This window comes from Dactylosporangium sucinum, assembly GCF_014647515.1.
GTDB lineage: Bacteria > Actinomycetota > Actinomycetes > Mycobacteriales > Micromonosporaceae > Dactylosporangium > Dactylosporangium sucinum.
In genome coordinates this window covers 23,356-44,662 of the sequence record NZ_BMPI01000081.1, presented here as the reverse complement: position 1 = coordinate 44,662, position 21,307 = coordinate 23,356, and the positions used below count along the sequence as shown (strand labels likewise).

17 protein-coding genes and 2 tRNA genes are annotated in these 21,307 nt (G+C 71.7%); 4 read left to right on the top strand and 15 right to left on the bottom strand.

Going from position 1 to position 21,307, the window contains the following annotated elements:
• Nucleotides 1–324 precede the first annotated feature (324 nt).
• A tRNA-Ile gene (locus tag IEZ31_RS47995) sits at nucleotides 325–398 on the bottom strand.
• A 102-nt stretch (nucleotides 399–500) separates the two neighbouring features.
• Nucleotides 501–573 (bottom strand) — tRNA-Asn (locus IEZ31_RS47990).
• Nucleotides 574–797: 224 nt separating this feature from the next.
• Between IEZ31_RS47990 and IEZ31_RS47985 the strand changes: the two genes are divergently transcribed.
• Complete coding sequence (locus tag IEZ31_RS47985; protein ID WP_190256819.1) at nucleotides 798–1,127, top strand: hypothetical protein; 330 nt, start codon at nucleotides 798–800, stop codon at nucleotides 1,125–1,127.
• 57 nt (nucleotides 1,128–1,184) lie between these two features.
• On the opposite strand, the gene IEZ31_RS47980 is transcribed toward IEZ31_RS47985, so the two are convergent.
• The 11 genes from IEZ31_RS47980 to IEZ31_RS47930 form a co-directional block, all read right to left on the bottom strand.
• Nucleotides 1,185–2,192 carry a sugar phosphate isomerase/epimerase family protein gene (locus IEZ31_RS47980; protein WP_190256818.1) on the bottom strand — a complete coding sequence of 336 codons (1,008 nt, stop codon included), beginning with the start codon at nucleotides 2,190–2,192 and terminating at the stop codon, nucleotides 1,185–1,187.
• Nucleotides 2,193–2,560: 368 nt separating this feature from the next.
• Nucleotides 2,561–4,096: a ThuA domain-containing protein gene (locus tag IEZ31_RS47975; protein ID WP_190256817.1), complete on the bottom strand. Its 1,536-nt coding sequence runs from the start codon at nucleotides 4,094–4,096 to the stop codon at nucleotides 2,561–2,563.
• Between the two features lie 190 nt (nucleotides 4,097–4,286).
• Nucleotides 4,287–5,465: a xylose isomerase gene (gene xylA, locus IEZ31_RS47970; protein ID WP_190256816.1), complete on the bottom strand. Its 1,179-nt coding sequence runs from the start codon at nucleotides 5,463–5,465 to the stop codon at nucleotides 4,287–4,289.
• Nucleotides 5,466–5,544: 79 nt separating this feature from the next.
• Nucleotides 5,545–6,693: a Gfo/Idh/MocA family protein gene (locus tag IEZ31_RS47965; protein WP_190256822.1), complete on the bottom strand. Its 1,149-nt coding sequence runs from the start codon at nucleotides 6,691–6,693 to the stop codon at nucleotides 5,545–5,547.
• A 76-nt stretch (nucleotides 6,694–6,769) separates the two neighbouring features.
• Nucleotides 6,770–7,825: a substrate-binding domain-containing protein gene (locus IEZ31_RS47960; protein ID WP_190256815.1), complete on the bottom strand. Its 1,056-nt coding sequence runs from the start codon at nucleotides 7,823–7,825 to the stop codon at nucleotides 6,770–6,772.
• 126 nt (nucleotides 7,826–7,951) lie between these two features.
• Complete coding sequence (locus IEZ31_RS47955) at nucleotides 7,952–9,010, bottom strand: ABC transporter permease (protein WP_190256814.1); 1,059 nt, start codon at nucleotides 9,008–9,010, stop codon at nucleotides 7,952–7,954.
• Nucleotides 9,007–10,572 (bottom strand): sugar ABC transporter ATP-binding protein, encoded by a 1,566-nt coding sequence (locus tag IEZ31_RS47950; protein ID WP_190256813.1) that lies wholly within the window; start codon nucleotides 10,570–10,572, stop codon nucleotides 9,007–9,009. Before IEZ31_RS47950 ends, IEZ31_RS47955 begins: the two co-directional genes overlap by 4 nt.
• On the bottom strand, nucleotides 10,569–11,759 hold the full coding sequence (locus IEZ31_RS47945) for an ROK family transcriptional regulator (protein WP_190256812.1): 1,191 nt from the start codon (nucleotides 11,757–11,759) through the stop codon (nucleotides 10,569–10,571). Before IEZ31_RS47945 ends, IEZ31_RS47950 begins: the two co-directional genes overlap by 4 nt.
• A 281-nt stretch (nucleotides 11,760–12,040) precedes the next feature.
• A complete protein-coding gene (locus IEZ31_RS47940; RefSeq protein WP_190256811.1) occupies nucleotides 12,041–12,853 on the bottom strand; it encodes an ABC transporter permease in 813 nt (270 codons plus the stop codon).
• 298 nt (nucleotides 12,854–13,151) lie between these two features.
• Nucleotides 13,152–13,913 carry an ABC transporter permease gene (locus IEZ31_RS47935; protein ID WP_190256810.1) on the bottom strand — a complete coding sequence of 254 codons (762 nt, stop codon included), beginning with the start codon at nucleotides 13,911–13,913 and terminating at the stop codon, nucleotides 13,152–13,154.
• Nucleotide 13,914: 1 nt separating this feature from the next.
• A complete protein-coding gene (locus IEZ31_RS47930) occupies nucleotides 13,915–14,847 on the bottom strand; it encodes an ABC transporter ATP-binding protein (RefSeq protein WP_190256809.1) in 933 nt (310 codons plus the stop codon).
• 54 nt (nucleotides 14,848–14,901) lie between these two features.
• On the opposite strand from IEZ31_RS47930, the gene mptB reads away from it, so the two are divergent.
• Nucleotides 14,902–16,329 (top strand): polyprenol phosphomannose-dependent alpha 1,6 mannosyltransferase MptB, encoded by a 1,428-nt coding sequence (mptB, locus tag IEZ31_RS47925; protein WP_190256808.1) that lies wholly within the window; start codon nucleotides 14,902–14,904, stop codon nucleotides 16,327–16,329.
• Here mptB and IEZ31_RS47920 read toward each other — a convergent pair.
• Nucleotides 16,258–16,788 (bottom strand): hypothetical protein, encoded by a 531-nt coding sequence (locus IEZ31_RS47920; RefSeq protein WP_190256807.1) that lies wholly within the window; start codon nucleotides 16,786–16,788, stop codon nucleotides 16,258–16,260. The two genes, mptB and IEZ31_RS47920, sit on opposite strands and share 72 nt — an antisense overlap.
• Before the next feature lie 13 nt (nucleotides 16,789–16,801).
• A complete protein-coding gene (dnaG, locus tag IEZ31_RS47915) occupies nucleotides 16,802–18,649 on the bottom strand; it encodes a DNA primase (RefSeq protein WP_190256806.1) in 1,848 nt (615 codons plus the stop codon).
• A gap of 105 nt (nucleotides 18,650–18,754) precedes the next feature.
• Here dnaG and IEZ31_RS57740 point away from each other — a divergent pair, with 105 nt between their 5' ends.
• On the top strand, nucleotides 18,755–19,744 hold the full coding sequence (locus IEZ31_RS57740) for a SanA/YdcF family protein (RefSeq protein WP_229836991.1): 990 nt from the start codon (nucleotides 18,755–18,757) through the stop codon (nucleotides 19,742–19,744).
• Between the two features lie 164 nt (nucleotides 19,745–19,908).
• Nucleotides 19,909–20,973: a polyprenyl synthetase family protein gene (locus IEZ31_RS47905; protein WP_190256805.1), complete on the top strand. Its 1,065-nt coding sequence runs from the start codon at nucleotides 19,909–19,911 to the stop codon at nucleotides 20,971–20,973.
• The last annotated feature ends 334 nt before the right edge of the window (nucleotides 20,974–21,307 follow it).

Below are 21,307 nucleotides of genomic sequence, written 5' to 3'. Positions count from 1 at the left end.
ACCCATCCGCCGACCGCAAGACTTGGTGGCCTGGCCAGCGGAGCGCAGCCAGTGCCGCGCGCCAGCGCGGCATGGGGATGCGGAGTGGGAACCTCCCGCCTCGCGCCGAAGGCGCGAAGCACAGGTGGTGGAGCGGACGATGCACCATGCGAACCGCGAAGCCGCAGGCGCCAACCGCAACGACCCCGACCACCGCAACCACCGACATGGGGGTGTGGGTGGCGAAGCCCCCACTGGGGAGCGAGCGAAGCGAGCGCGGAGAATCCCGCCGGCTCCCCGGCGAGCCGTCCCGAAGGGACGGCGAGCAGGGTGAGCCTAAGCCGGTGGGGCGGGCGGGACTCGAACCCGCGACCAAGGGATTATGAGTCCCCAGCTCTAACCTGCTGAGCTACCGCCCCGAGCGTCGCAAGCTTACCGAGCGGCGCAACCCGAATGCCGACCGGAAACGGTGTCAGAGTACCCGCGCATGAAAAATGGCCCCGGTAAGGGGCCGTTTGGAGCTCCCGCGATAGGACTCGAACCTATAACCTGCCGGTTAACAGCCGGCTGCTCTGCCAATTGAGCTACGCGGGACCGTGCATCTCCCCCGTGTGAGGGCGACCGGGAAAGAGTACAGCACGAACCGGGGTCCCGCGCCACCGGGTATCGGGCGTGCCGCGGGCAGGTCACCGCAACGAGTGGCGGATCTTGGCAAAGGGCCCGCAAGATCGATGTGTCGGAACGACGATGGACGGGTAACGAAACTGCAGGGGCGGCAACCTGATCGATTCGTCGCCGTCCAGAAGGAGGTCGTCGCGATGCGCGGCAAGCTACTGTTCCTCGGCGGCCTGGCCGCGGGCTTTGTGCTCGGTGCCCGGGCGGGTCGGGAGAAGTACGAAGAGCTCAAGGCCACCGCTCTGAAGATCAAGGAGAGCCCGACGGTCCAGGAAGCCGCCGGGGTCGTCCAGGAGCAGGCGACGCGGCTCTACAGCGAGGGCAAGACCAAGGTGACCGACCGCCTCGCCAACAGCCGGTTCGCCGAGACCGATCTCGGCCATCGGCTGCTGCACACGTCGGACACGCCGGCGATCGAGCGTGAAACGTTCGCCACCACCGGGCCGACCGCAACGCGGACCCCGGGGATGTAACCAGCGACAACGCGATGAAGGGCCGGCTGGTCAGCCGGCCCTTCATCATGAACAGGGTCAGGACGACGACGAGAAGGCCGCGTCGAAGGCGGCCGACGGGGCGTCGAAGGCCAGGCGGCGGACGAACTGGAGCGCCTCGGGGGCGCCGACCAGGCGGTCCATGCCCGCGTCCTCCCACTCGATCGAGATCGGGCCGTTGTAGCCGATCCCGTTCAGCGCGCGGAAGCAGTCCTCCCACGGCACGTCGCCGTGGCCCGTGGAGACAAAGTCCCAGCCGCGGCGCATGTCGGCCCACGGCAGGTGCGAGGAGAGGCGGCCGCGGCGGCCGTCGCCGGTGCGGACCTTCGCGTCCTTGCAGTCGACGTGGTAGATCCGGTCGGCGAAGTCGAAGATGAAGTTCACCGGGTCGAGCTCCTGCCACACGAAGTGCGACGGGTCCCAGTTGAGGCCGAAGGCGGGCCGGTGCCCGATGGCCTCCAGGGTGCGCTTGGTCGTGTAGTAGTCGTAGGCGATCTCGCTCGGGTGCACCTCGTGCGCGAACTTCACGCCGACCTCGTCGAAGACGTCGAGGATCGGGTTCCACCGGTCCGCGAAGTCCTGGTAGCCGGCCTCGATCATCTCCGGCGGGACGGGCGGGAACATCGCGAGCGTGTGCCAGATCGACGAGCCGGTGAAGCCGACCACGACGTCGACGCCGAGCTTCCGGGCGGCCCGGGCGGTGTCCTTGATCTCCTCCGCGGCCCGCTGGCGCACGCCCTCGGGTGAGCCGTCGCCCCAGATCCGCGCCGGGAGGATGCCCTGGTGGCGCTGGTCGATCGGGTGGTCGCAGACCGCCTGGCCGACGAGGTGGTTGGAGATGGTCCAGACCTTCAAGTTGTACTTCGCGAGCGTCTCCAGCTTGCGTTCCACGTAGGAGTCGTCGGAGATCGCCTTGTCGACCTCGAAGTGATCGCCCCAGCAGGCGATCTCAAGGCCGTCGTAGCCCCACTCGGAGGCCAGGCGGCAGACCTCCTCGAACGGAAGGTCGGCCCACTGGCCGGTGAAGAGCGTGATGGGACGCGCCATGCTGTGTCCTCCGGTGCACTGTGGTGAGCACGTTGGGGTCCAGGCGCGAGGGTGACCTGCGGGCAGGGAAAGCAGGAACAGGGACGTTCCGAGGCGGGCGGGTTGCGCCTCCCGCCCGCGCCGGCCGACCCGGCGAAGGGTCGAGTCCATGAGCGCTGCGAGACCATCGTAAGACGAACGGCAGCCAGGGAAAAGAGGTTCCCCGCCCGCCCGGACCGCACCGGAAGCGGACGTCGGGTGGAGTCGGCGTCACCACCCGAAGCCCGTGCCGGCACGTACAACGTCCGAGCGGACGGGGCCCGGAGACCGGGTCGGTCGGCGTCGCGACCCCGTCTTCCGTCTAGGCCGGCCCTACGGGCCGGGCGAACTCAGAGTGCGTGCAACGTGAACTCGTCGACGTCGAAGAGCGACCCGCTGCCGCCGCGGAACACCAGGTACAGGCTCGTGGACGACGACGTCGCCAGCGGTACCGATGCCTCGCGGAACGTGTCCCAGCTGCCCGTGTTCGTGACCGCGAGCGTGCCGAGCAGCGTCCCGGTCTGCGACCCGGCGCGGAACTCGACGGTGCCGCCGGCGCCGGCCGACGACCACCGCAGCCGGATGCCGGCCGCCGAGGCCAGCGACAGCCCGGTGTAGCCGGCCCAGTCGTTGTTGTCGATGAAGCCGGCGGTCTGGCCGCCGACCGCCGGGCCGTGCGCGGCCACCTGCAGGCCGCCGGTCGAGGACCAGGCCTCGCCCTGGCGGGTCGTCGCCGTGCGGGTCAGCGTGAACTGGTCGAGGTCGAAGAGCGAGCTGCCGGTGCCCTTGAACACGAGGTACAACGTGGAGGAGGAATTGGCGGCGAGCGGGGTGAACACGTCGCGGAACGTGTCCCAGCCGCCGGTGTTGGGCACCGAGACCGTGCCGAGCAGGGCTCCGGTCGCCGATCCGGCGCGGAATTCGACGGTACCGCCGGCGCCGGCCGACGACACCCGCACGAGCGCGCCGCGGGCCGTGGCGAGGTTGACCCCGGTGTACGAGATCCAGTCATTCGGGTCGATATAACCGGCGGTGCGGCCGCCGACGGCCGATGCGTGGTTCGCGACCTGGACGCCGCTCGCCGCGGACCACGACTCGCCCTGGTAGACCGACGAGCCCGAGGTGGCCGGCGCGCAGTTGCCGTCGACGCGCTTGGCGGTGTAGCGGATCGCACCGAGCAGCAGGCTGACGAACGCGGACTCGGTGTAGGACGCCTCGGTGTGACCCAGCCCGGTGTAGAAGGAGCGGCCGTTGTCGATGGTCTTGCACCAGGTGATCGGGTGGTCGCCCATCGTCCCGCCGGAGTACGACGACTCGGTGAGCGAGGCGAGCACGCGGGCGGACGAGCGCGGGTTGGTCTGGTAGTTGTACCACTCGTCGGTGCGCGCCCAGGTCGCGCCGAGGTGCGCCGTCGCCGGGTGGCTGCGGTCCTCGACGGCGATCGTGGCCTGCTGGATCGCCGGGTGGGAGGAGAACCAGGCGCCGACGAGCGTGCCGTAGAACGCCCAGCCGTACTCGGTGTCGGCCGCCGCGTGCACGCCGACGTACCCGCCGCCGCCACGGATGTAGGACTCGAAGGCGGTCTGCTGGGCGTCGTTGAGCACGTCGCCGGTCGTCGACAGGAACACGACCGTCTGGAACTGGGCGAGGTTGGCAGCCGTGAACGCCGCGGCGTCCTCGGTGGCGGTGACGGTGAAGTTGTTGGCGGCGCCGAGCGACTGGATCGCCGCGATGCCGTTGGGGATGGACGAGTGGCGGAAGCCGGCGGTCTTGCTGAAGACGAGCACCTTGTACGGAGCGTCAGCGGCGCTGGCGGGCGCCGGAACGAGCATGGTCGCTGCGGTGAGGCTCACCGTAGCGGCGGCGAGCCACGAGCGGATTCTCATGACAGTTCCTTCACGGGGTTGGTAAGGCGCGCGCCGCCGCGCTGTCATGGTGTGCGTCTGCGGGGCCCGGTGGCCCGGCGCGGCGACTGGGTGACGCCGCGCCGGCCCCGGTCTCCCCCGTTCCGGTATCCCCGCCCGCGGGGCGCAACCGCGGGCGGGCCCTCGCTACCGGGCCGGGAAAGTCGTTCGGTCAGCCACGGATACCGAGCAGGTGCTCCATGGCCAGTTGGTCGAGCCGTTCGAATGCCATCCCTCGGGCGGCGACCGTCTCGACGTCGATCTCCTCGGCCCGCAGCTCGTCCAGGGACTCCCCGGGCAGCAACGTCGGGACCGACAGCTCGTCGACCCGCGCGGTCGCCAGGGCGGCGGAGACCTCGGGGTCGTCGCGGAAGTTGCGGACCTTCTCCTTGAGGATCAGGTAGTTGCGCATGCAGGCGGCAGCCGTCACCCAGACGCCCTCGGCGTCCTCGGTGCGCGGCGGCTTGTAGTCGAAGTGCCGCGGCCCGGCGTAGGCCGTCGGGTAGCCGGAGCTGTTCTCCAGCACGTCGACGGTCCAGAACGCGCCGCGCAGGTTGCCGGCGCCGAAGCGCAGGTCCTGGTCGAAGCGCGGCCCGTGCTGGCCGTTGAGGTCGACGTGGAAGAGCTTGCCGTGCCACAGCGCCTGGGCGATCCCGTGCGCGAAGTTCAGCCCGGCCATCTCCTCGTGCCCGACCTCCGGGTTGAGCCCCACCCGCGAGGGCTCATCCAGCGTCGAGATCAGCGCGAGCGCGTGCCCGATCGTCGGCAGCAGGATGTCGCCCCGCGGCTCGTTCGGTTTCGGCTCGATCGCCAGCCGGATGTCGTACCCGCGTTCCCGGATGTACGCGCAGATCGCGTTGATCGCCTCGCGGTAGCGGTCGAGCGCGGCCCGCATCTGCTTGCCCGCCCCGGACTCGGCGCCCTCGCGTCCGCCCCACAGGACATACGTGGGCGCGCCCAGCTCGGCGGCGAGGTCGATGTTCCGCAGTACCTTCTGCAACGCGAAGCGACGCACGGCGCGATCGTTGGCGGTGAACGCGCCGTCCTTGAAGATGGGATGGCCGAACAGGTTCGTCGTGGCCATCGACACCACCAGGCCGGTGCCGTCGAGCGCCCCCTTGAAGCGCTTGACGACCTGGTCGCGGACCGTCTCGTCGCTGCCGAACGGGATCAGGTCGTCGTCGTGGAAGCTGACCCCGTACGCCCCCAGCTCCGCCAGCCGGTGCACGGACTCGACCGGGTCGAGCGCCGGGCGCGACGCCGAGCCGAAGACGTCCTGGGCCTGCCAGCCCACCGTCCAGAGCCCGAACGAGAACCGGTCGGCGGGCGTGGGAGCGTACGGATCGGTCATGCGTCCTCCGCTTCGCTCCGGCCGCATGCCTGCATGCTGAGCCCCTGATGCCCGGCCCCTCCGCTGCGCTCCGGACCGGTCATGACTCCACCACGCTGATCCACGCGGCGTCGGCGGACCCGGAGCGCTCCACCGCGTCCAGCACCAGCTGCACCTGCAGCGCGTCCTCGAAGGACGGCGTCGGGTCGGTGCCGGTCGCGACGGCCTCGATGAAGTCGCGCATCTCGTGGGTGAACGAGTGCTCGTACCCGAGGATGTGCCCCGGCGGCCACCACGCGGCGACGTACGGGTGCTCCCCCTCCGTCACCAGGATCCGGCTGAAGCCCTGCTCGGCCGCGGGCAGCGTGGCGTCGTAGAACTCCAGCTCGTTGAGCCGCTCCAGGTCGAACACCAGCGAGCCGCGCTCGCCGTTGATCTCGACCTTGAGGCCGTTCTTGCGACCCGTCGCGAACCGCGTCGCCTCGTACGTGGCCAGGCCGCCGCCGGACAGCCGCCCGACGAACACGGCCGCGTCGTCGACGGTGACCTCGCCGGTCGCCTGTCCGGCGCTTGCGGAGAGGCCGCTCGAGGCCTCCGGCAGCGGCCGTTCCTTGACGAACGTCTCGGTCAGCCCGGCGACGCCGGTGATGGTCTGCCCGGTGACGAACTGGGTCAGGTCGATGATGTGCGCGCCGATGTCACCGAGCGCGCCCGACCCGGCCTTGTCCTTCTGGAGCCGCCAGACGAGCGGGAAGTTCGGGTCGGTGATCCAGTCCTGCAGGTACAACGCCCGGACGTGACGGATCGCGCCGAGCCGGCCGTCGGCGATGAGGTTGCGCATGAGCGAGACGGCCGGCACGCGGCGGTAGTTGAAGCCGCAGGCGGACCGGACGCCGAGCGCCCGGGCCTTCACCGCGGCCGCGACCATGGCGCGCGCCTCGTCGACCGTGTTGGCGAGCGGCTTCTCGCACAGCACGTGCTTGCCCGCTTCCAGTGCGGCGATGGCGATCTCGGCGTGGCTGTCGCCCGGGGTACAGATGTCGATGACATCGATGTCGTCCCGGGCGATCAGCGCGCGCCAGTCGGTCACCGCTTCGGCCCACCCGAGCCTGCTCGCGGCTTCCGCCACCTTCGCCCCATCGCGACCGCAGACGGCGACCATGGTCGCCCGCGCCGGGAGGTCGAAGACACGGTTCACGGTGCGCCACGCCTGGGAGTGCGCGGCGCCCATGAACGCGTATCCGACCATGCCGACGCGCAGCTCCCCGCTGCTGCCCTGAGTGGACACTGGCGGTTCCTTTCTGGTGGTTGGGTAGGAGGACCCCTTAGGACTTGAAGCCGAGCGGGAGGTACTTGTCGACGTTGTCCTTGGTGATGGTCTCCGACTGCAGGACGATGAGCTTCGGAACCTGCAGCTCGACCAGGTCGCTCATGCCCTTCCCCTGGGCCGCGAGGCGGGCCAGGATGATGGCCGACGAGGCCATCGACGGCGGGTAGGTGACGGTCGCGGTCAGCACCGAGTCGCCGGACTTGATGTGGTCCATGGCGTCGCGCGAGCCGGCGCCACCGACCATGAAGAACTCCTTGCGGCCGGCCTGCTGGATCGCGGCGAGCACGCCGACGCCCTGGTCGTCGTCGTGGTTCCAGACGGCGTCGAGCTTCGGGGCCGCCTGCAGCAGGTTGGCCGTGGCCGCCTGGCCGCTCTGGACCGTGAACTGCGCCGGGACGCGGTGCTTGACCGTGAGCCCGTAGGTCTTGAGGGCGTCCGCGAAGCCCTTCGACCGGTCCTTGGTCAGCTGGAGCTCGTCGATGCCGGGGATCTCGCCGATCACCGCGTCGGTCTTGCCCTTGAGCTTCTCGCCGACGTAGTGGCCGGCCGCGATGCCCATGCCGTAGTTGTCGCCCTTGATCAGGCAGAACGACGCGGCCGGGTCGGAGAACTCGCGGTCCAGGTTGATGACGATGATGCCGGCTTCCGTGGCCTTCTTGCCGACCGCGGTGAGCTGCGCGCCGTCCTGCGGCAGCAGCACGATCGCGTCCGGCTTGCTCTGGATCAGCGACTCCAGCGCCGCGATCTGGGCCGGGGCGTCCTTACCGGCGTCGACCACCTTGAGGGTCACGTCGGAGAACTTCTTGGCCTGCGCCTGGGCGTTCGCGGTGATCGCACCGATCCAGCCGTGGTCGGCGGCGGGGGCGGAGAAGCCGATGGTGACCGGCTTGCCCGGGGCCTCGCTGGCGGCCGTGTTCTCCTTGACGTTGGTGCCGGCGTCGGAGTCCTTCGACTCGTTCGAGGTGCAGGCGGCAAGCAGCGCGCCGGCGCCGACCGCCGCCCCGCCGAGGAGAAGACGGCGACGGGACATGTCACCCGAGGATGCGCTCATCACGACCTCCTGGTCGTCTGTGGGATGGGGTGTTCGAGGGTGTACTGCTGGTGCTGTTTTTTGGGCGCAGTGATCAGAGCTGCCGTCTCGGCGTGACGGCGGCGTCAGCTGACTGATCGGTTTCTTCTATGAGGTGGCGCTGGGCTTCGCGCTCGGCCTCCGCCAGAGCGACGTCACCCGGAACTGCTGGATGAGGACGGCGGCGACGATGATGCCGCCGTTGATGATGCGCTGGATGTCCAGCTGCAGGTTGTTGACGATGAACAGGTTGGTGATCTGCGTGAAGATCAGCACGCCGAGCAGCGAGCCGATGATGGTGCCGCGGCCGCCGGTGAGGGCGGTGCCGCCGATGATCGCGGCGGCGATCGCGCTGAGCTCGTAGAGGTCGCCGTGGGTGTTGCTGCCGGAGGTGGTCTGGGAGACCACCATCAGCGCGGCGATGCCGCAGCAGAGGCCGGACAGCACGTACAGCAGCAGGGTCTGCAGGCGGACGTTGATACCGGCCAGGCGGGCCGCCTCGGTGTTGCCACCGATCGCGACGGTGCGCCGGCCGAAGGTCGTGCGGTTGAGCACGACCCAGCCGATCGCGACGACCAGCAGGAAGATGATCACCATGTACGGCACGCCGAGGAGCTTGTCGCCGGCGAGGCTGAGGATCAGCGGCTCGGTGGTGATCTGGGTGTGCGAGCCGGAGATGTTCTGGGCGAGGCCGCGGGCCGACAGCATCATCGCCAGGGTCGCGATGAACGGCACCAGCTTCCCGTACGAGATGAGCACCCCGTTGACGAGCCCGGCCCCGGCGCCGACGGCCAGCGCGGTGAAGATCATGGCGAAGGCGCCCATGTCCTGCGTGGCGACCGTGGTGCACCAGACGCTCGCCAGCGCGAGCAGCGCGCCGACCGACAGGTCGATGCCGCCGCTCATCATCACGAACGTCATGCCGACCGTGATGACGCCGATGCTCGACGCCTGGGTCAGCACCGTCAGCTCGTTCGACCACAGGCGGCTCGGGTCGAGGAAGATGTCGCTGCGGGTGATCGCGCCGATGATCAGTAACAGCAGCAGCACGCCGATGAGGGCGAGGTTGCGCTTCACCGAGTCGGCGCCGTCGCGCTGCCACCAGCTCTGGCCGGCGGCCTTGGGCTGTTCCTGCTGGAGCTCCACCGATTCGGTCGCGGTGCTCATGCGGCGTTCCCTTCAGGGGCGGTGCCCGCCAGGTCGGCCCCGTCGAGCAGCGAGCCGGCCATCACCAGGTCGAGCACAGTAGCTTCGTCAAGTTCAGCGGCGGGCGCCTCGTGGACGACCCGGCCCTCGCGCATGACGAGCACGCGGTCGGAGAGGCCGAGCACCTCGGGCACCTCGCTCGATACGAGCAGCACGCCGACACCCTCGTCGGCGAGCTTGCGGATCACCTGGTACAGCTCGGCGCGGGCGCCCACGTCGACGCCGCGGGTCGGCTCGTCGAGCAGCAGCAGGCGGGTGCCGCCGAGCAGCCACCGGCCGACGACGACCTTCTGCTGGTTGCCGCCTGACAGGGTGCGCACGGGCCGCCGGACGTCGGCCGGCCGCAGGTCCAGGTCCCGCGTGACCCGCTCGGCCTCGGCCCGCTCCTGGCCGGCGTCGGTGAAGCCCGCCTTGGCGAAGCGCGCGAAGCCCGCGAGCGTGACGTTGCGGTAGATCGGCTCGGCGAGCAGCAGCGCCTGGCTCTTGCGCTCCTCCGGGGCCATGCCGATGCCGGCCCGCACCGCCGCGTTGACGCTGCCGCGGCGCAGGGGCCGGCCCTCCAGCTCGACCCGGCCGGCGGTGGCGCGCCGCGCGCCGTAGATGGTCTCCAGCACCTCGGTGCGGCCGGAGCCGACCAGCCCGGTGATGCCGACGATCTCGCCGCTGCGGACGGTGAGCGACACGTCCGCGAACCGCCCGTCGAGGGCCAGATCGTGCACCGCCAGCAGCGGCGTTCCATCCGGTACCGCTCGTTCGGTGCGCTCCGGGAAGATGTACTCGATGGTCCGGCCGGTCATCCGGCTGACCAGCTCCCGGTTGGGTGTCGTCTTCGCGTCGAGGTTGGCGGCGGTCGTGCGGCCGTCCTTGAGCACCGTCACCCGGTCGCCGATCTCGCGGATCTCCTCGAGCCGGTGCGAGATGTAGATGACCGCGATGCCCTGGGCCGTCAGGCCGCGCACCATGCGGAACAGGTTCTCCACCTCGTCGTGGGCGAGCACGGCGCTCGGCTCGTCCATGATGAGCAGCCGGGCCTCGCGGGACAGCGCCCGGCCCATGCTGACGATCTGCTTGGCCGCCGCCGGGAGCTTGCCGACCTCGCGGCCGGCCGGGATCTCGGGGTGGCCGAGGCGCTGCAGGATCTCGGCGGCGCCGCGGCGCATGGCCCGCCGCGCGACGAAGCCGGCGCTGTGCGGCTCGTGGCCGAGGTACATGTTCTCGGCGACGCTGAGGCCGTCGACGAGGTCGAGCTCCTGGTAGATGGTCGCGATGCCGGCCTTCATGGCCGCCTGCGGACCGTTGAAGCTCACCGGCTGGCCCTGCCACAGGATCTCGCCCGAGTCAGGGGTGTGGGCGCCGGAGAGCACCTTGATCAGGGTCGACTTCCCGGCGCCGTTCTGGCCGAGCAGGCAGTGGACCTCGCCCGCCCGGACCTCCAGCTGGACGCCGTCGAGCGCCCGGACGCCGGGGAAGGTCTTCACCACATCGGTGAGCCGGAGGACTACGTCTTCCGGGGAATCTGTCATGATGGCCGCCCATATGCGAGTTCGCTGGCCAGCACCGCGGCTCCGACAACGCCGGCGCGGGGGCCGAGCTCGGACAGGACGACCGGCAGGTTGCCGGTCGCGAGGGGCAGCGAGCGCCGATACACCACGCTGCGGATCTCGGCGAGGAGGATGTGACCGAGGCCGGCGAGACCGCCGCCGATCACGATCATCGACGGGTTGATGAAGCTGACCAGTCCGGCCAGGACCCCACCGACCCGGCGCCCGCCGTCACGGATGAGGCGGATACAGGTCACGTCGCCCTCGGCCGCACCGTCGGCGACGTCCTTGGCAGTGACGGCGCCGTTGGCGTTGAGCCGGTCCGCGAGCGCCGGGGAGGCGCCGCTGCGGGCCGCGGCGGTCGCGTCGCGGGCGAGCGCGCCGCCGCCGAAGAGGGCCTCCAGGCAGCCGACGTTGCCGCACGAGCACACCGGCCCGTGGCTGTCGACCTGGATGTGGCCGATGTCGCCGGCGCACCCGTCGGTGCCCCGGTACACCTCGCCGTTGAGGTAGATGCCGCAGCCGATACCCGTGCCGACCTTGAGGAACAGCAGGTTGTCGACCGAGTGAGCGACGCCGCCGTAGCGCTCGCCGATACTCATGATGTTGACGTCGTTGTCGACGACGACCGGGCAGTTGTGCTCACGCCCGAGCGCCTCCCGCACCGGGAACCGGTCCCAGCCGGGCATGATCGGCGGTGACACCGGGACGCCGTCGCGGAAGCTGACGGGCCCGGGCACGCCGATGCCGATCGCGTGCAGGCGCTCGAAGGCGCCCTCCGCGTGGAACTTATGGATGATCTCGTTGACGCGCTGGAGGATCACCTTGGGCCCGGACCGGATGTCGGCCGGCTCGCCGTAGGCGGCGACCGGCTCCAGCCGTCCGTCGGTGATCTCGACGTCGATCGAGCTGGCCCCCAGGTCCACCGCGGCGAACCGGAGGTCGGGGTTGAGCTCCACCAGCGTCGACCGCCGGCCGCCCCGGCTCGCCGCCGGCCCGGCCTCGCGGATCAACCCGGTCGCGACGAGCGCGTCCAGGTCGGCGAGCAACCGGGGCCGGGGCACTTCCAGCCGATCGGCCAGCTCCGCACGCGACAACGCACCGGTGTCCCGCAACAAGCGGAGCAGGCGCGACTGAACGGGTCCATCTACCGCACTGACCGTGTTCATAAAGGCACCTCCTCATCTGGTCGCAGGCAGGCGTCCGCGACATGCGGCTACACCACCACACCTTCACGAAGGTGCAGGTAACCGGGCCGTGTGCCATGCGTTACACCCGTGTTGCGTCGAGACTTTAGGCCGTCCTCCGCGCCGCGTCTAGAGCTTCTATCGCTCGTTACCAAACTTTTGCTCAAGCCAGCAGAAGTTGGAACGATCTCGAAAATATGCAAGTTTGCCCAGCTCAGCGCGGGTGCACAGAGATCATCCGACCTTTGCCAAACCGGGGCAAACTAGGTCAGCAGAAGTTTTTCCATGCGCCGCCCGGCCAGCCACAGCCCACCCCATGCGAGCGCTCCCAGATAGACGACGTGCCACACGAGCCCCCACGACGGCGAGGCGGTCGTGACGGCCCGCAGGAGCGCCACGCCGTGGTACAGCGGGGTCAGCTCGACGATCACTCTGAGTGCCGGCGGGAAGTCCCCCGGCGGCGAGAACGTCCCGCTGAAGAGGAACAGCCCGAACTGCGTCACATTGATGTAGTCGAAGTCCTGCCACGACCGCAGGAGCGTGGACAGCCCCATCCCGAGCCCGCCGAACGCGAACCCGACGAGCAGCGAGGCGGGGAACGCCGCGAGCGCCCACCCCGGCGAGGTCAGCCCGAGGCCGGCCATGACCACCAGGAACGCGGCCGAATACACCCCGCCCCGCACCATCGCCCACAGCAGCTCACCGGACGACACCTGCATGGGCGTCAACGGCGTGGCGAGCGTGGCGTCATAGATCTTCATGAACTTCAACTTGCCGTAGAAGTTCATGGTGGTCTCCGCGAGCGCCCCGTTCATGGCCGAGGCGGCGAGCATGGCGGGCGCCACGAACTGCGCATACGTCACGAGCCGCCCGTCGGGCAGCGCCACGTCCCCGATGAGCCGCCCGACCCCGACGCCGATGGACAGCAGATAGAGCAACGGCTCGGCGAACCCGGACAGCAGCACCCACCAGTAGGCGGCATGCCGGGCCGCGGCGACGTTACGCCCAGTGACCGACAAGGCCCCCGCGGCACCCCGGTCGAGCCGTGCCACCCGCGCGGCCACGAACGTCGTCACCACAGCACTCCCCCACTCTCCCGAGCCGCGCCTCCGGCGTCATGATCGTGGGAAGCTCGTGGCTGCCCCGGCAGCCAGCAGCTTCCCTTGATCATGGAGCCGGCCGGCCGCGCAACCGCGAACCAGCCATTGCCACCGAGGCGGCGCACCGCCCCACCGCAAGGATCCGGCGCCGGGCCACGGACCCGGCCGGCGGACCCGGCGGGCCGGACGCCCGGGAGCGCGGCCCGGTCAGGGCCCCGATGCCCGGTCCGATGCCCGGCCGGCACCGTGCGAGCGCACCCGGCGCGCGGGCGCATCAGTCCTCCAGCTTCCGGGTGAAGGAGCGCACCGCCAGCGCGTAGCCCGCCGCCGACCAGGCCACCAGGACCAGCGTGTGCAGCGGCACGCCCCAGGCGGTCGCGGTGCCCAGGGTGGCCGCGCGGCAGAGCTCGACGCCGTGCCACAGCGGCGACACGTACGCCAGCGCGCGCGCCGGGCCCGGCAGGTCCGCCACCGGGAAGAAGACGCCCGAGAACAGGGTCATCGGGACCACCGCCAGGCGGAACAGCACCGCGAAGAAGCCGTCGTTGTCCACCGCCGCGGCGAAGGCGAAGCACGGGGCCGCGCAGGCCAGGCCGACCAGCAGGGCCGGGAGCGGGGTGGCCAGGGCCCACCAGGAGTGCAGGGCGCCGAACGGGAGCAGCACCAGCAGGAAGCCGGCGGCGGCGAGCAGGACGCGCAGCAGGATGTAGAGCAGGTGGCCGCGCACGATCGCGCCGCTCGTCAGCGGGCTGGCGCGCATGGCGTGATAGGTGCGGTTCCAGTTGAAGGCCGAGAACACCGGCCACGTCGACTCGCCGATGGCGACCTGCAGGGCGGTCGAGGCGAGCAGGCCCGGACCGATGTAGTCCAGGTAGGGCACGCCGATCGCGGTGGAGCGGGCGTCGACGTAGTGGCCGACGGTGATGCCCATGGCGACGAGGAACATGGCGGGCAGCGCGAACGAGCTGAAGACGCTGGAGCGCCAGGTGCGCCGGTAGGACACCAGGTGGTATTCGAGGGCCGCGAGCGTCGCCATGTCAGTCCACCAGCGTGCGGCCGGTCAGGTGCAGGAACACGTCCTCCAGCGAGCCGCGGCGGACGAGGACGCTCGACGGGGTGAGGCCGCGGGCGCCGATCTCGGCGACGCCGGCATCGCCGTCGTCGGTGTAGACGAGGATGCGGTCGGGCAGGACCTCGGTGCGCTCGCCGATGCCGTCGAGCTTGTCGGCCAGGCCTTCGAGCGGGTCCAGACCGAAGCGCACCTCGACCACCTCGCGGGTCGAGTGGCGCTCGATGAGCTGGCGGGGCGAGCCCTCGGCGACGATCCGGCCGGCGTCCATCACCACCAGCCGATCGCACAGCTGCTCGGCCTCGTCCATGTAGTGCGTGGTCAGCACCAGCGTCACGCCGCGCTGCTTGAGCCGGAACAGCCGCTCCCACACCAGGTGGCGGGCCTGCGGGTCGAGGCCCGTCGTCGGCTCGTCGAGCAGCACGATGTCGGGCTCGTTGACGAGCGCCCGGGCAATCGTGAGCCGCCGCTTCATGCCGCCCGACAGTGGCTCCACCTTGTCGCCGGCCCGGTCGGCGAGCTGCACGAAGTCGAGCAGCTCCATGGCCCGCGCACGGGCCACCTTGCGCGGCACGCCGAAATAGCGCGCGTAGATGACGAGGTTCTCCACCACGGTCAGCTCGAGGTCGAGCGTGTCCTGCTGCGGGCAGACGCCGAGCCGCGACCGGATGGCGGCGCCGTCGGCGGCCGCGTCGCGCCCGAGGATCCGCAGCGACCCGCTCGTTGGCCGGGACACGCACCCGATCATGCGCATCGTCGACGACTTCCCCGCCCCGTTGGGCCCGAGGAAGCCGAACGCCTCGCCGGCGGCCACCCGGAGGTCGATGCCATCGACCGCGGTGAAGTCGCCGAACTGTTTGACCAGCCCCGTAGCCTCGATCAACGCCCCGTCATCAGCCACGCGCCGACACTAGCCCAGGGGTACGACAGAATCCGATCCGTTTACCATGCACCAGTGCGCATCAACCCGCGCTGGCTCGGGCTGGGCGCGTCCGTCCTGCTGGCCGTCAGCGGTTTCCTCGCCGGCAAGCCGTATCACCACGATGCCGCCTGGGTCACCGGGGTGGTCGTCTGGTTCGTCGCGCTGATCCTGCTCGTCCGCGCCTGGTGGTCGCTGCGCGACGAGACGAGCACCAAGGAGACGCTCACGACGGCCGCGCTGTGGAGCCTGCCGCTCCTCGTGGCCCCGCCGCTCGGCGCGCAGGACGTGTACGCCTACGCCTGCCAGGGCCAGCTGTTCAACGCCGGCCTCAACCTCTACGAGGTGGGGCCGTCGGAGCTGCCGTGCACCTGGCTGGAGTCGGTGCCGCCGCTGTGGCAGGACACCCCGACGCCGTACGGCCCGCTCTGGCTGGCCATCGAGGGCGGCGTCGCCTGGCTCGCGCACGGCAACCTGCAGGTGGCCGTGGGCCTGTTCCGCATCGTGGCCGTCCTCGGCCTGCTGCTGTGCGTCGCCGCGGTGGCCCGGCTGAACCGGACCAATGCGGTGCTCGCCGCCAGCCCGCTCGTCCTCGTGCACGTCGTCTCCGGCGTGCACAACGACATTCTTCTCGCGGCGTTGGTACTGGCCGGGTTCGCGCTCGCGCGGAGAAGCGCGGCGCTGGCGGGCATCGCGTTCGGCCTCGCCGTCGCGGTCAAGGTGACCGCCCTCATCGCGGTGCCGTTCGCCTGGCTGCTGGTCTTCACGAGACGTGGCACCGCCGCCTTCGCCGTGGCGCTCGCCGCGACGTACGCCGTCCTCGCCTGGGTCACCGGGCACGGCCTGGGCTTCCTGGGAGCGCTCGGCTCGACCACCGAGCTGGTCCAGTGGCTGTCGATCCCGACCGGGGTGGGCATGGCCGCCGGCTACGTCCTGCGCTGGTTCGGCGCGCCGGAGGCGTTCGGCACGGCCGTCGCCGTGTCCCGCGCCGCCGGGTTCGTCGCCTTGGCCGGCGTGCTGCTGGCCCTGTGGCTGTGGGCATACCGGGCCCGCCCGCGAAATGCCGCCGACGACGCCCGCCCGCAACAATCCGGAGCACCCGAGCCGGCGGACCGCGCCCGCACCGGAATCCCCGACCGCATCCTCACCGCCGCCGGCATCGGACTGCTCGCGGGAGCCGTGCTCGGCCCGGTCTTCTACGCCTGGTACGCCATCGCGGGCATCGCCGTCCTGGCCGCCACGAACCTGCACGGCCGCCTGCGCACAACGGTCCACGCGGCGGCGGCCGGCCTGGTGTTCCTGACCCTGCCCGACAGCCTCGGCCTGGCGACGAAGACCAAGGTCCCCGGCGCCTTCCTCGACGTGGCCCTCGTCGCGTGGGCCGGCGTGACGCTATGGCGTCGGGCCCGCGCCCGACCGCGCCCAGGCCACCAGCTCGGCGGTCTGTCGCGCGACCTCGGGTGAGGCGGCGTCGATCCCCTCGTCGTACCGCACCGTCCACCGCAGCCCGTCCGCCCCGGGCACCCGCCGGCCGACGACCCGGACCCCGGCCGACTCGGCGAGCGGATGGTGCGAGGTGTGCGCGATCGACTTGTTGACGCGCACGCGCACCTGCTCGGGCACCCGGTCGGGGTCGAGCAGCGTGAGCACCAGCGGCGGCAGGTCCTCCATCACCGCGTAGTCGGCGCCCTCGACGGGCACCTCCCGGGCCGCGACCAGCGCGAGCTGCCGCCCGGACCAGGTCGCCTTGTGCAGCTCGTGCCAGCCGAGCCGCTCGCCGGCCCCGGGCAGCCACAGCCCGAGGTTGGTGGCGACGACGACGTTGTCGCCGGTCGTGCCGGCCCAGGCGACGACCCGCTCGTCGGTCGCGAGGTTGGGCCGCTGGCCGGCCGGCAGCCGGCGCTTCTTCAGGAAACCGAACATGGCGGAAGGCTCCTCACCACCGGCTCGCGCCGCGGTCGCGCAGCGCGCGGGCGTGCTGCTCCAGCGACACCAGCTCGCTGAACAAACGCAGGTGCTCTTCGGCGTTGCTCACCGGGTTGATCCGCTGCAGCTTCGACTTGAGCTCGGCGATCGTGCGGTTGAGCGCCGGCAGCTGCAGTCGGATGATCGTCGCCTCGACGTAGCGCGGGTCGGGCTCGCCGTCGAGGCGCAGCGGCTCGACCGCCAGCTCCGTGACCAGCGCGCTCGCGGCCAGGTCGACGCAGGCCTCGCGGACCTGCTCGATCCACACCACGCCGCCGCCGGACGCCGACGAGGCGCCGCCGGCCTCGGCGATCGCGGCACGCAACGACTGATACGCCGGGTGGGCGTAGGTCTCGGCGCCCACCGCGTCGAACATCGGGCCGGCCAGCACCGGCTGCTGCAGCGCCAGCTTGAGCGCCTCCCGCTCGACGAGCGCCTCGGCGCTGTCGGGCGCGAGGATGCGCCGCTGCGGCGGCACGACGTCGACGACGCCCTTGGCCGCCGAGCTGACCGCGCGCTGGACCGTCTCCAGCTCCATGCCGAGGTCGCCGGCGAGCTTGCGCGCATACTCCGGGCGCAGCGTCCGGTCCTTGATCTTCGCGACGAGCGGTGCGGTCGCCTTCAGCGCGCCGACGCGGCCCTCGGCCAGGTCGAGGTCGAACCGCTGGATCACCGAGCGCAGCGCGAAGTCGAGCAGCGGCTGGCGGTCGGCGACCAGGTCGCGCACGGCCGTGTCGCCCTTGGCCAGGCGCAGCTCGCACGGGTCCATGTTGTCGGGGCCGACCGCGATGAACGTCTGGGCCACGAACCGCTGGTCGTCCTCGAACGCGCGCAGCGCCGCCTTCTGCCCGGCGGCATCGCCGTCGAACGTGAAGATGATCTCGCCGCCGTAGCCGTCGGCGTCCAGGAGCAGCCGCCGCAGCACGGAGATGTGGTCGGCGCCGAACGCCGTCCCGCAGGTGGCGACGGCGACCGGCACCCCGGCGAGGTGGCAGGCCATCACGTCGGTGTAGCCCTCGACGATCACCACGCGGCTCTGCTTGGCGATCTCCCGCTTCGCGTGATCGATCCCGTACAGCACGTGCGACTTCTTGTACAACGGCGTCTCGGGCGTGTTGAGATATTTCGGCCCGTCGTCGTCGTCGAACAGCTTCCGCGCGCCGAAGCCGATGACCTCGCCCGAGATGTCCTTGATCGGCCACAGCAGCCGGCGCCGGAACCGGTCGATCAGGCTGCCCGAGCGCGCCTCGCGGGACAACCCGGCGCTGGTCAGCTCGGCCGCCGTGTAGCCCTTCTGGCGCAGGTGCTTCGTCAGCGGGTCCCACCCCTCGGGTGCGAACCCGCAGCCGTAGCGCTCGGCCGCCTCGCGGCTGAACCCGCGCGCGGCGAGGAACTCGCGGGCGGCGCGGGCGCCGGGCGTGCCGAGCTGCTCGGCGTAGAACCGGGCGGCCTCGGTGTGCGCGGCGATGAGCCGCTGCTTCTGGCCGGTCTGGCGGATCGGCGCCGCGCCCGCCTCGACGTAGCGCAGCTGCAGGCCGGCCCGCCCCGCGAGCCGCTCGACCGCCTCCACGAACGAGAGGTGGTCGTGGTCCATGAGGAACTTGATCGCGTCGCCGCCGGCGCCACAGCCGTGACAGAAATACACATTCCGGGCGGGTGACACGTTGAACGAGGCGGTCTTCTCGTCGTGGAACGGGCACAGCCCCTTGAGGTTGCCGCCGCCGGCCGACTTCAGGGTGACGTGCTCGGAGATGACGTCGGCGATCGCCGTGCGCTCGCGCACCAGGGCGATGTCCTCGTCCTTGATCTTGCCGGCCACTCGCCACCTCCCCTGGTTCCGACGGGTTACATCCTGCCTCGCGGCACCGACAATTTACGACTCACGGGTCAGCGGCGAGCCGCCGCCCCGTGGGAAGCTGCGCGGGTGACGAAGCTGCGCGACGACCGTCTGGCCTGGCTGGCGGCCGAGGAACGGCTGCGCAGCCGCAGCCGGGGCCGCGGCCCGCTCGGCTGGCTGGTGGTCGCCGCCACACTCGGCGCCTGGCTGATCTTCACCTCCCGCGGCCGCGGCGCGCGCCGGATGGCCCGCTACTCGGTCGCGGTCGACCACGTCACCGGCTTCCTGAACGACGAGGAGCGCGCGAGGTTGCGCGCCGACCGGCAGCTGCCGCGGTGGTTCCTCTTCGAGGTCGGGCGGGCCGAGCGCCGCGTGCGCCGGGGCCGCCCGCTGCCGGAGGGCCGCGAGACCCGCCGGGAGCGCCGCCGGCGGCTGGCCGGCCGGGCCCTGGTGATCGTCGTGGTCATGGGCGCCCTGGTGCTGGCACCGACCGCCTGGATCCGGTTGTCCTCGGCGGGCCGGATCACCACGGTCGCCGCCGCGCCGAGCGCCGACGTCGCGATCGTCTTCGGCGCCCAGGTGGCGCCCGGCGGCGAGCAGCCGATGCCGTTCCTCAAGGGCCGCCTCGACATCGGGGCCGAGCTGCTGCGCACCGGCAAGGTGAGGGCCCTGCTCATCTCGGGTGACGCCCACGGGGGCAGTGGTGACGAGGTCCGGGTGATGCGGCAGTACCTCGTGGGGCAGGGCGTCGACCCGGCCCGCGTGGTCGTCGACCCGTTCGGCCTCGACACCTACGACACCTGCCGGCGCGCCCACGACGTGTACGGTCTCGACCGGGCGCTGCTGGTCAGCCAGGAGCTGCACCTGCACCGCGCGATCACGCTGTGCCGGCGGCTCGGGGTCGACGCCGTCGGGGTGCCGGCGCGGTGCGACGGCTGCCGGCGGGTGACGATCTGGTACAACACGGCCAGAGACGTCGCCGCCGGGCCGAAGGCCGCGTGGGAGGCGTTGCGGCACCGGCCGCCGGCGGTACAGTCGCCGCCGGATCCCTCGCTGCGGCTCGCCGCCGGTCCATAGTGGACAATTCCGGCGCATCGCCCCGACACGCCGCGCCTCGCGCGACACGCACCGGACGGGCGACAAGCCGCAACGCCACACCGGCCGTTTCCGGTACGGCGGGGCACCCGCACCGGCATACTTGACCGGGTCCTGATCCGAGGCATGGGGGTGCGAGCCGGCTGATGGTCATCGTGTTGCGCAACGCGGACGACGTCCTCGGCTGGGCCGGCCTTCTGGTGGACCCGGCCCTGCAGGCCGCGGTCGGCCGGCTGCCCGAGCCGTCCCGCGAGATCGCGGAGCTGCAGCTCGGCTGGTCCGACGGCCCGCGCCGCAACGGCGCCCACGAGCGCTCGGCCCTCACCCTGGTCAGCGCCGACGCCGTGGGCGGCGACCCGCACGACGCGGTGCCGTCGGCGGTCGTGATCGAGCTGCTGTACCACTGGGCCGCGATCCGCCGCGACCTCTACGACGGCGACCTGTCCCGCCGCAACCGCCCGACGGCGTGGAGCGTCTTCGGCGCCCAGCGGGCCGCGCTCGGCGCCGAGGCGCTGCTCGCCCTCGCGTTCGACGTCGCCGGCACCGGCTCCCCGGCCCGCGCCGCGCCCGGCCCGTTCCGCCAGCCGACCCGCGACCGCACCATCCCGGCCGGGAGCACCGCCACGGTGCGCATCCTCGGCGACACCGTCCAGCAGCTCCTGCACGGCCAGCACACCGCGCTCACCCTCGGCGGCGGCCCGACGGCCGGCAGCGACCTGCTCCGCGACTGCCTGAGCTCGGCCGAGCAGCGCGCCGGCGCCGTCTTCGGCTGCGCGTGCGCGCTGGGCGCGCTGACCGGCGGCGGCAGCCTGGCCCAGGTCGACCAGCTGCGCCTCTTCGGGGTCCGGCTGGGCCTGGCCGTGCAGTTCACCGAGGACCTCACCGGCATCTGGGGCGACCCGGCCGAGACGGGCCGCCCACCCTACGCCGACCTGCGCCGGCGCCGCCGCTCCCTGCCCGTCGCCGCGGCCCTGGCCGCCGGCGCCGCCGAGGTGGCGGACCTGCTGGCGAGCAAGGGCCGCCTCACGGACACCGACCTGGAGCGGGCCGCGAAGGCCATCGAGCAGTCGGGCGCCCGGGCGTGGTGCCGTCAGCAGGCCGACGACCTGCTGGCCCAGGCGCTGCTCGCCCTGGACCTGGCCACGCCGTCGGCGTCCGCGGTGGCCGAGCTGGTGGCCCTGGCCCGCCGCGCCACCCGCCACGCAACGTAACGCCCGCCACCGCGCCCCGTTGCCCGTCCGGCCGCCCTCTCCGTCCGGCCGCACCCACCGACCCGCGCGATCTTGGCGTTGCGGTCCCGGAAATATCCGATATGAGCGACAAATCCGGGACCACTACTCCAAGATCGCGGCGGAGAGGGCGGCACGGGCGGGCGGAGAGGGCGGCGCGGCTGGGGCCGGGCGGGGCCAGGCGGGCGAAGCCGGGGCGGCCGGAGCCGGGCACGGACGGGCGGACGGGGCCGGGCCGGGCGCGGACGAGCGCGGACGGGCGCGGACAGGCGCGGACAGGCGCGGACAGGCGCGGACAGGCGCGGACGGGCGGGGC

Bases quoted from the DNA above. Each gene is read 5' to 3' on its own strand.
- IEZ31_RS47965 (WP_190256822.1), bottom strand. From the start codon at position 6,693: ATGGTCGGATACGCGTTCATGGGCGCCGCGCACTCCCAGGCGTGGCGC.
- IEZ31_RS47945 (WP_190256812.1), bottom strand. From the start codon at position 11,759: ATGAACACGGTCAGTGCGGTAGATGGACCCGTTCAGTCGCGCCTGCTC.
- IEZ31_RS47960 (WP_190256815.1), bottom strand. From the start codon at position 7,825: ATGAGCGCATCCTCGGGTGACATGTCCCGTCGCCGTCTTCTCCTCGGC.
- IEZ31_RS47950 (WP_190256813.1), bottom strand. From the start codon at position 10,572: ATGACAGATTCCCCGGAAGACGTAGTCCTCCGGCTCACCGATGTGGTG.
- IEZ31_RS47920 (WP_190256807.1), bottom strand. From the start codon at position 16,788: ATGTTCGGTTTCCTGAAGAAGCGCCGGCTGCCGGCCGGCCAGCGGCCC.
- xylA (WP_190256816.1), bottom strand. From the start codon at position 5,465: ATGACCGATCCGTACGCTCCCACGCCCGCCGACCGGTTCTCGTTCGGG.
- IEZ31_RS47935 (WP_190256810.1), bottom strand. From the start codon at position 13,913: ATGGCGACGCTCGCGGCCCTCGAATACCACCTGGTGTCCTACCGGCGC.
- IEZ31_RS47980 (WP_190256818.1), bottom strand. From the start codon at position 2,192: ATGGCGCGTCCCATCACGCTCTTCACCGGCCAGTGGGCCGACCTTCCG.
- IEZ31_RS47985 (WP_190256819.1), top strand. From the start codon at position 798: ATGCGCGGCAAGCTACTGTTCCTCGGCGGCCTGGCCGCGGGCTTTGTG.
- IEZ31_RS47975 (WP_190256817.1), bottom strand. From the start codon at position 4,096: ATGAGAATCCGCTCGTGGCTCGCCGCCGCTACGGTGAGCCTCACCGCA.
- IEZ31_RS47955 (WP_190256814.1), bottom strand. From the start codon at position 9,010: ATGAGCACCGCGACCGAATCGGTGGAGCTCCAGCAGGAACAGCCCAAG.
- IEZ31_RS47905 (WP_190256805.1), top strand. From the start codon at position 19,909: ATGGTCATCGTGTTGCGCAACGCGGACGACGTCCTCGGCTGGGCCGGC.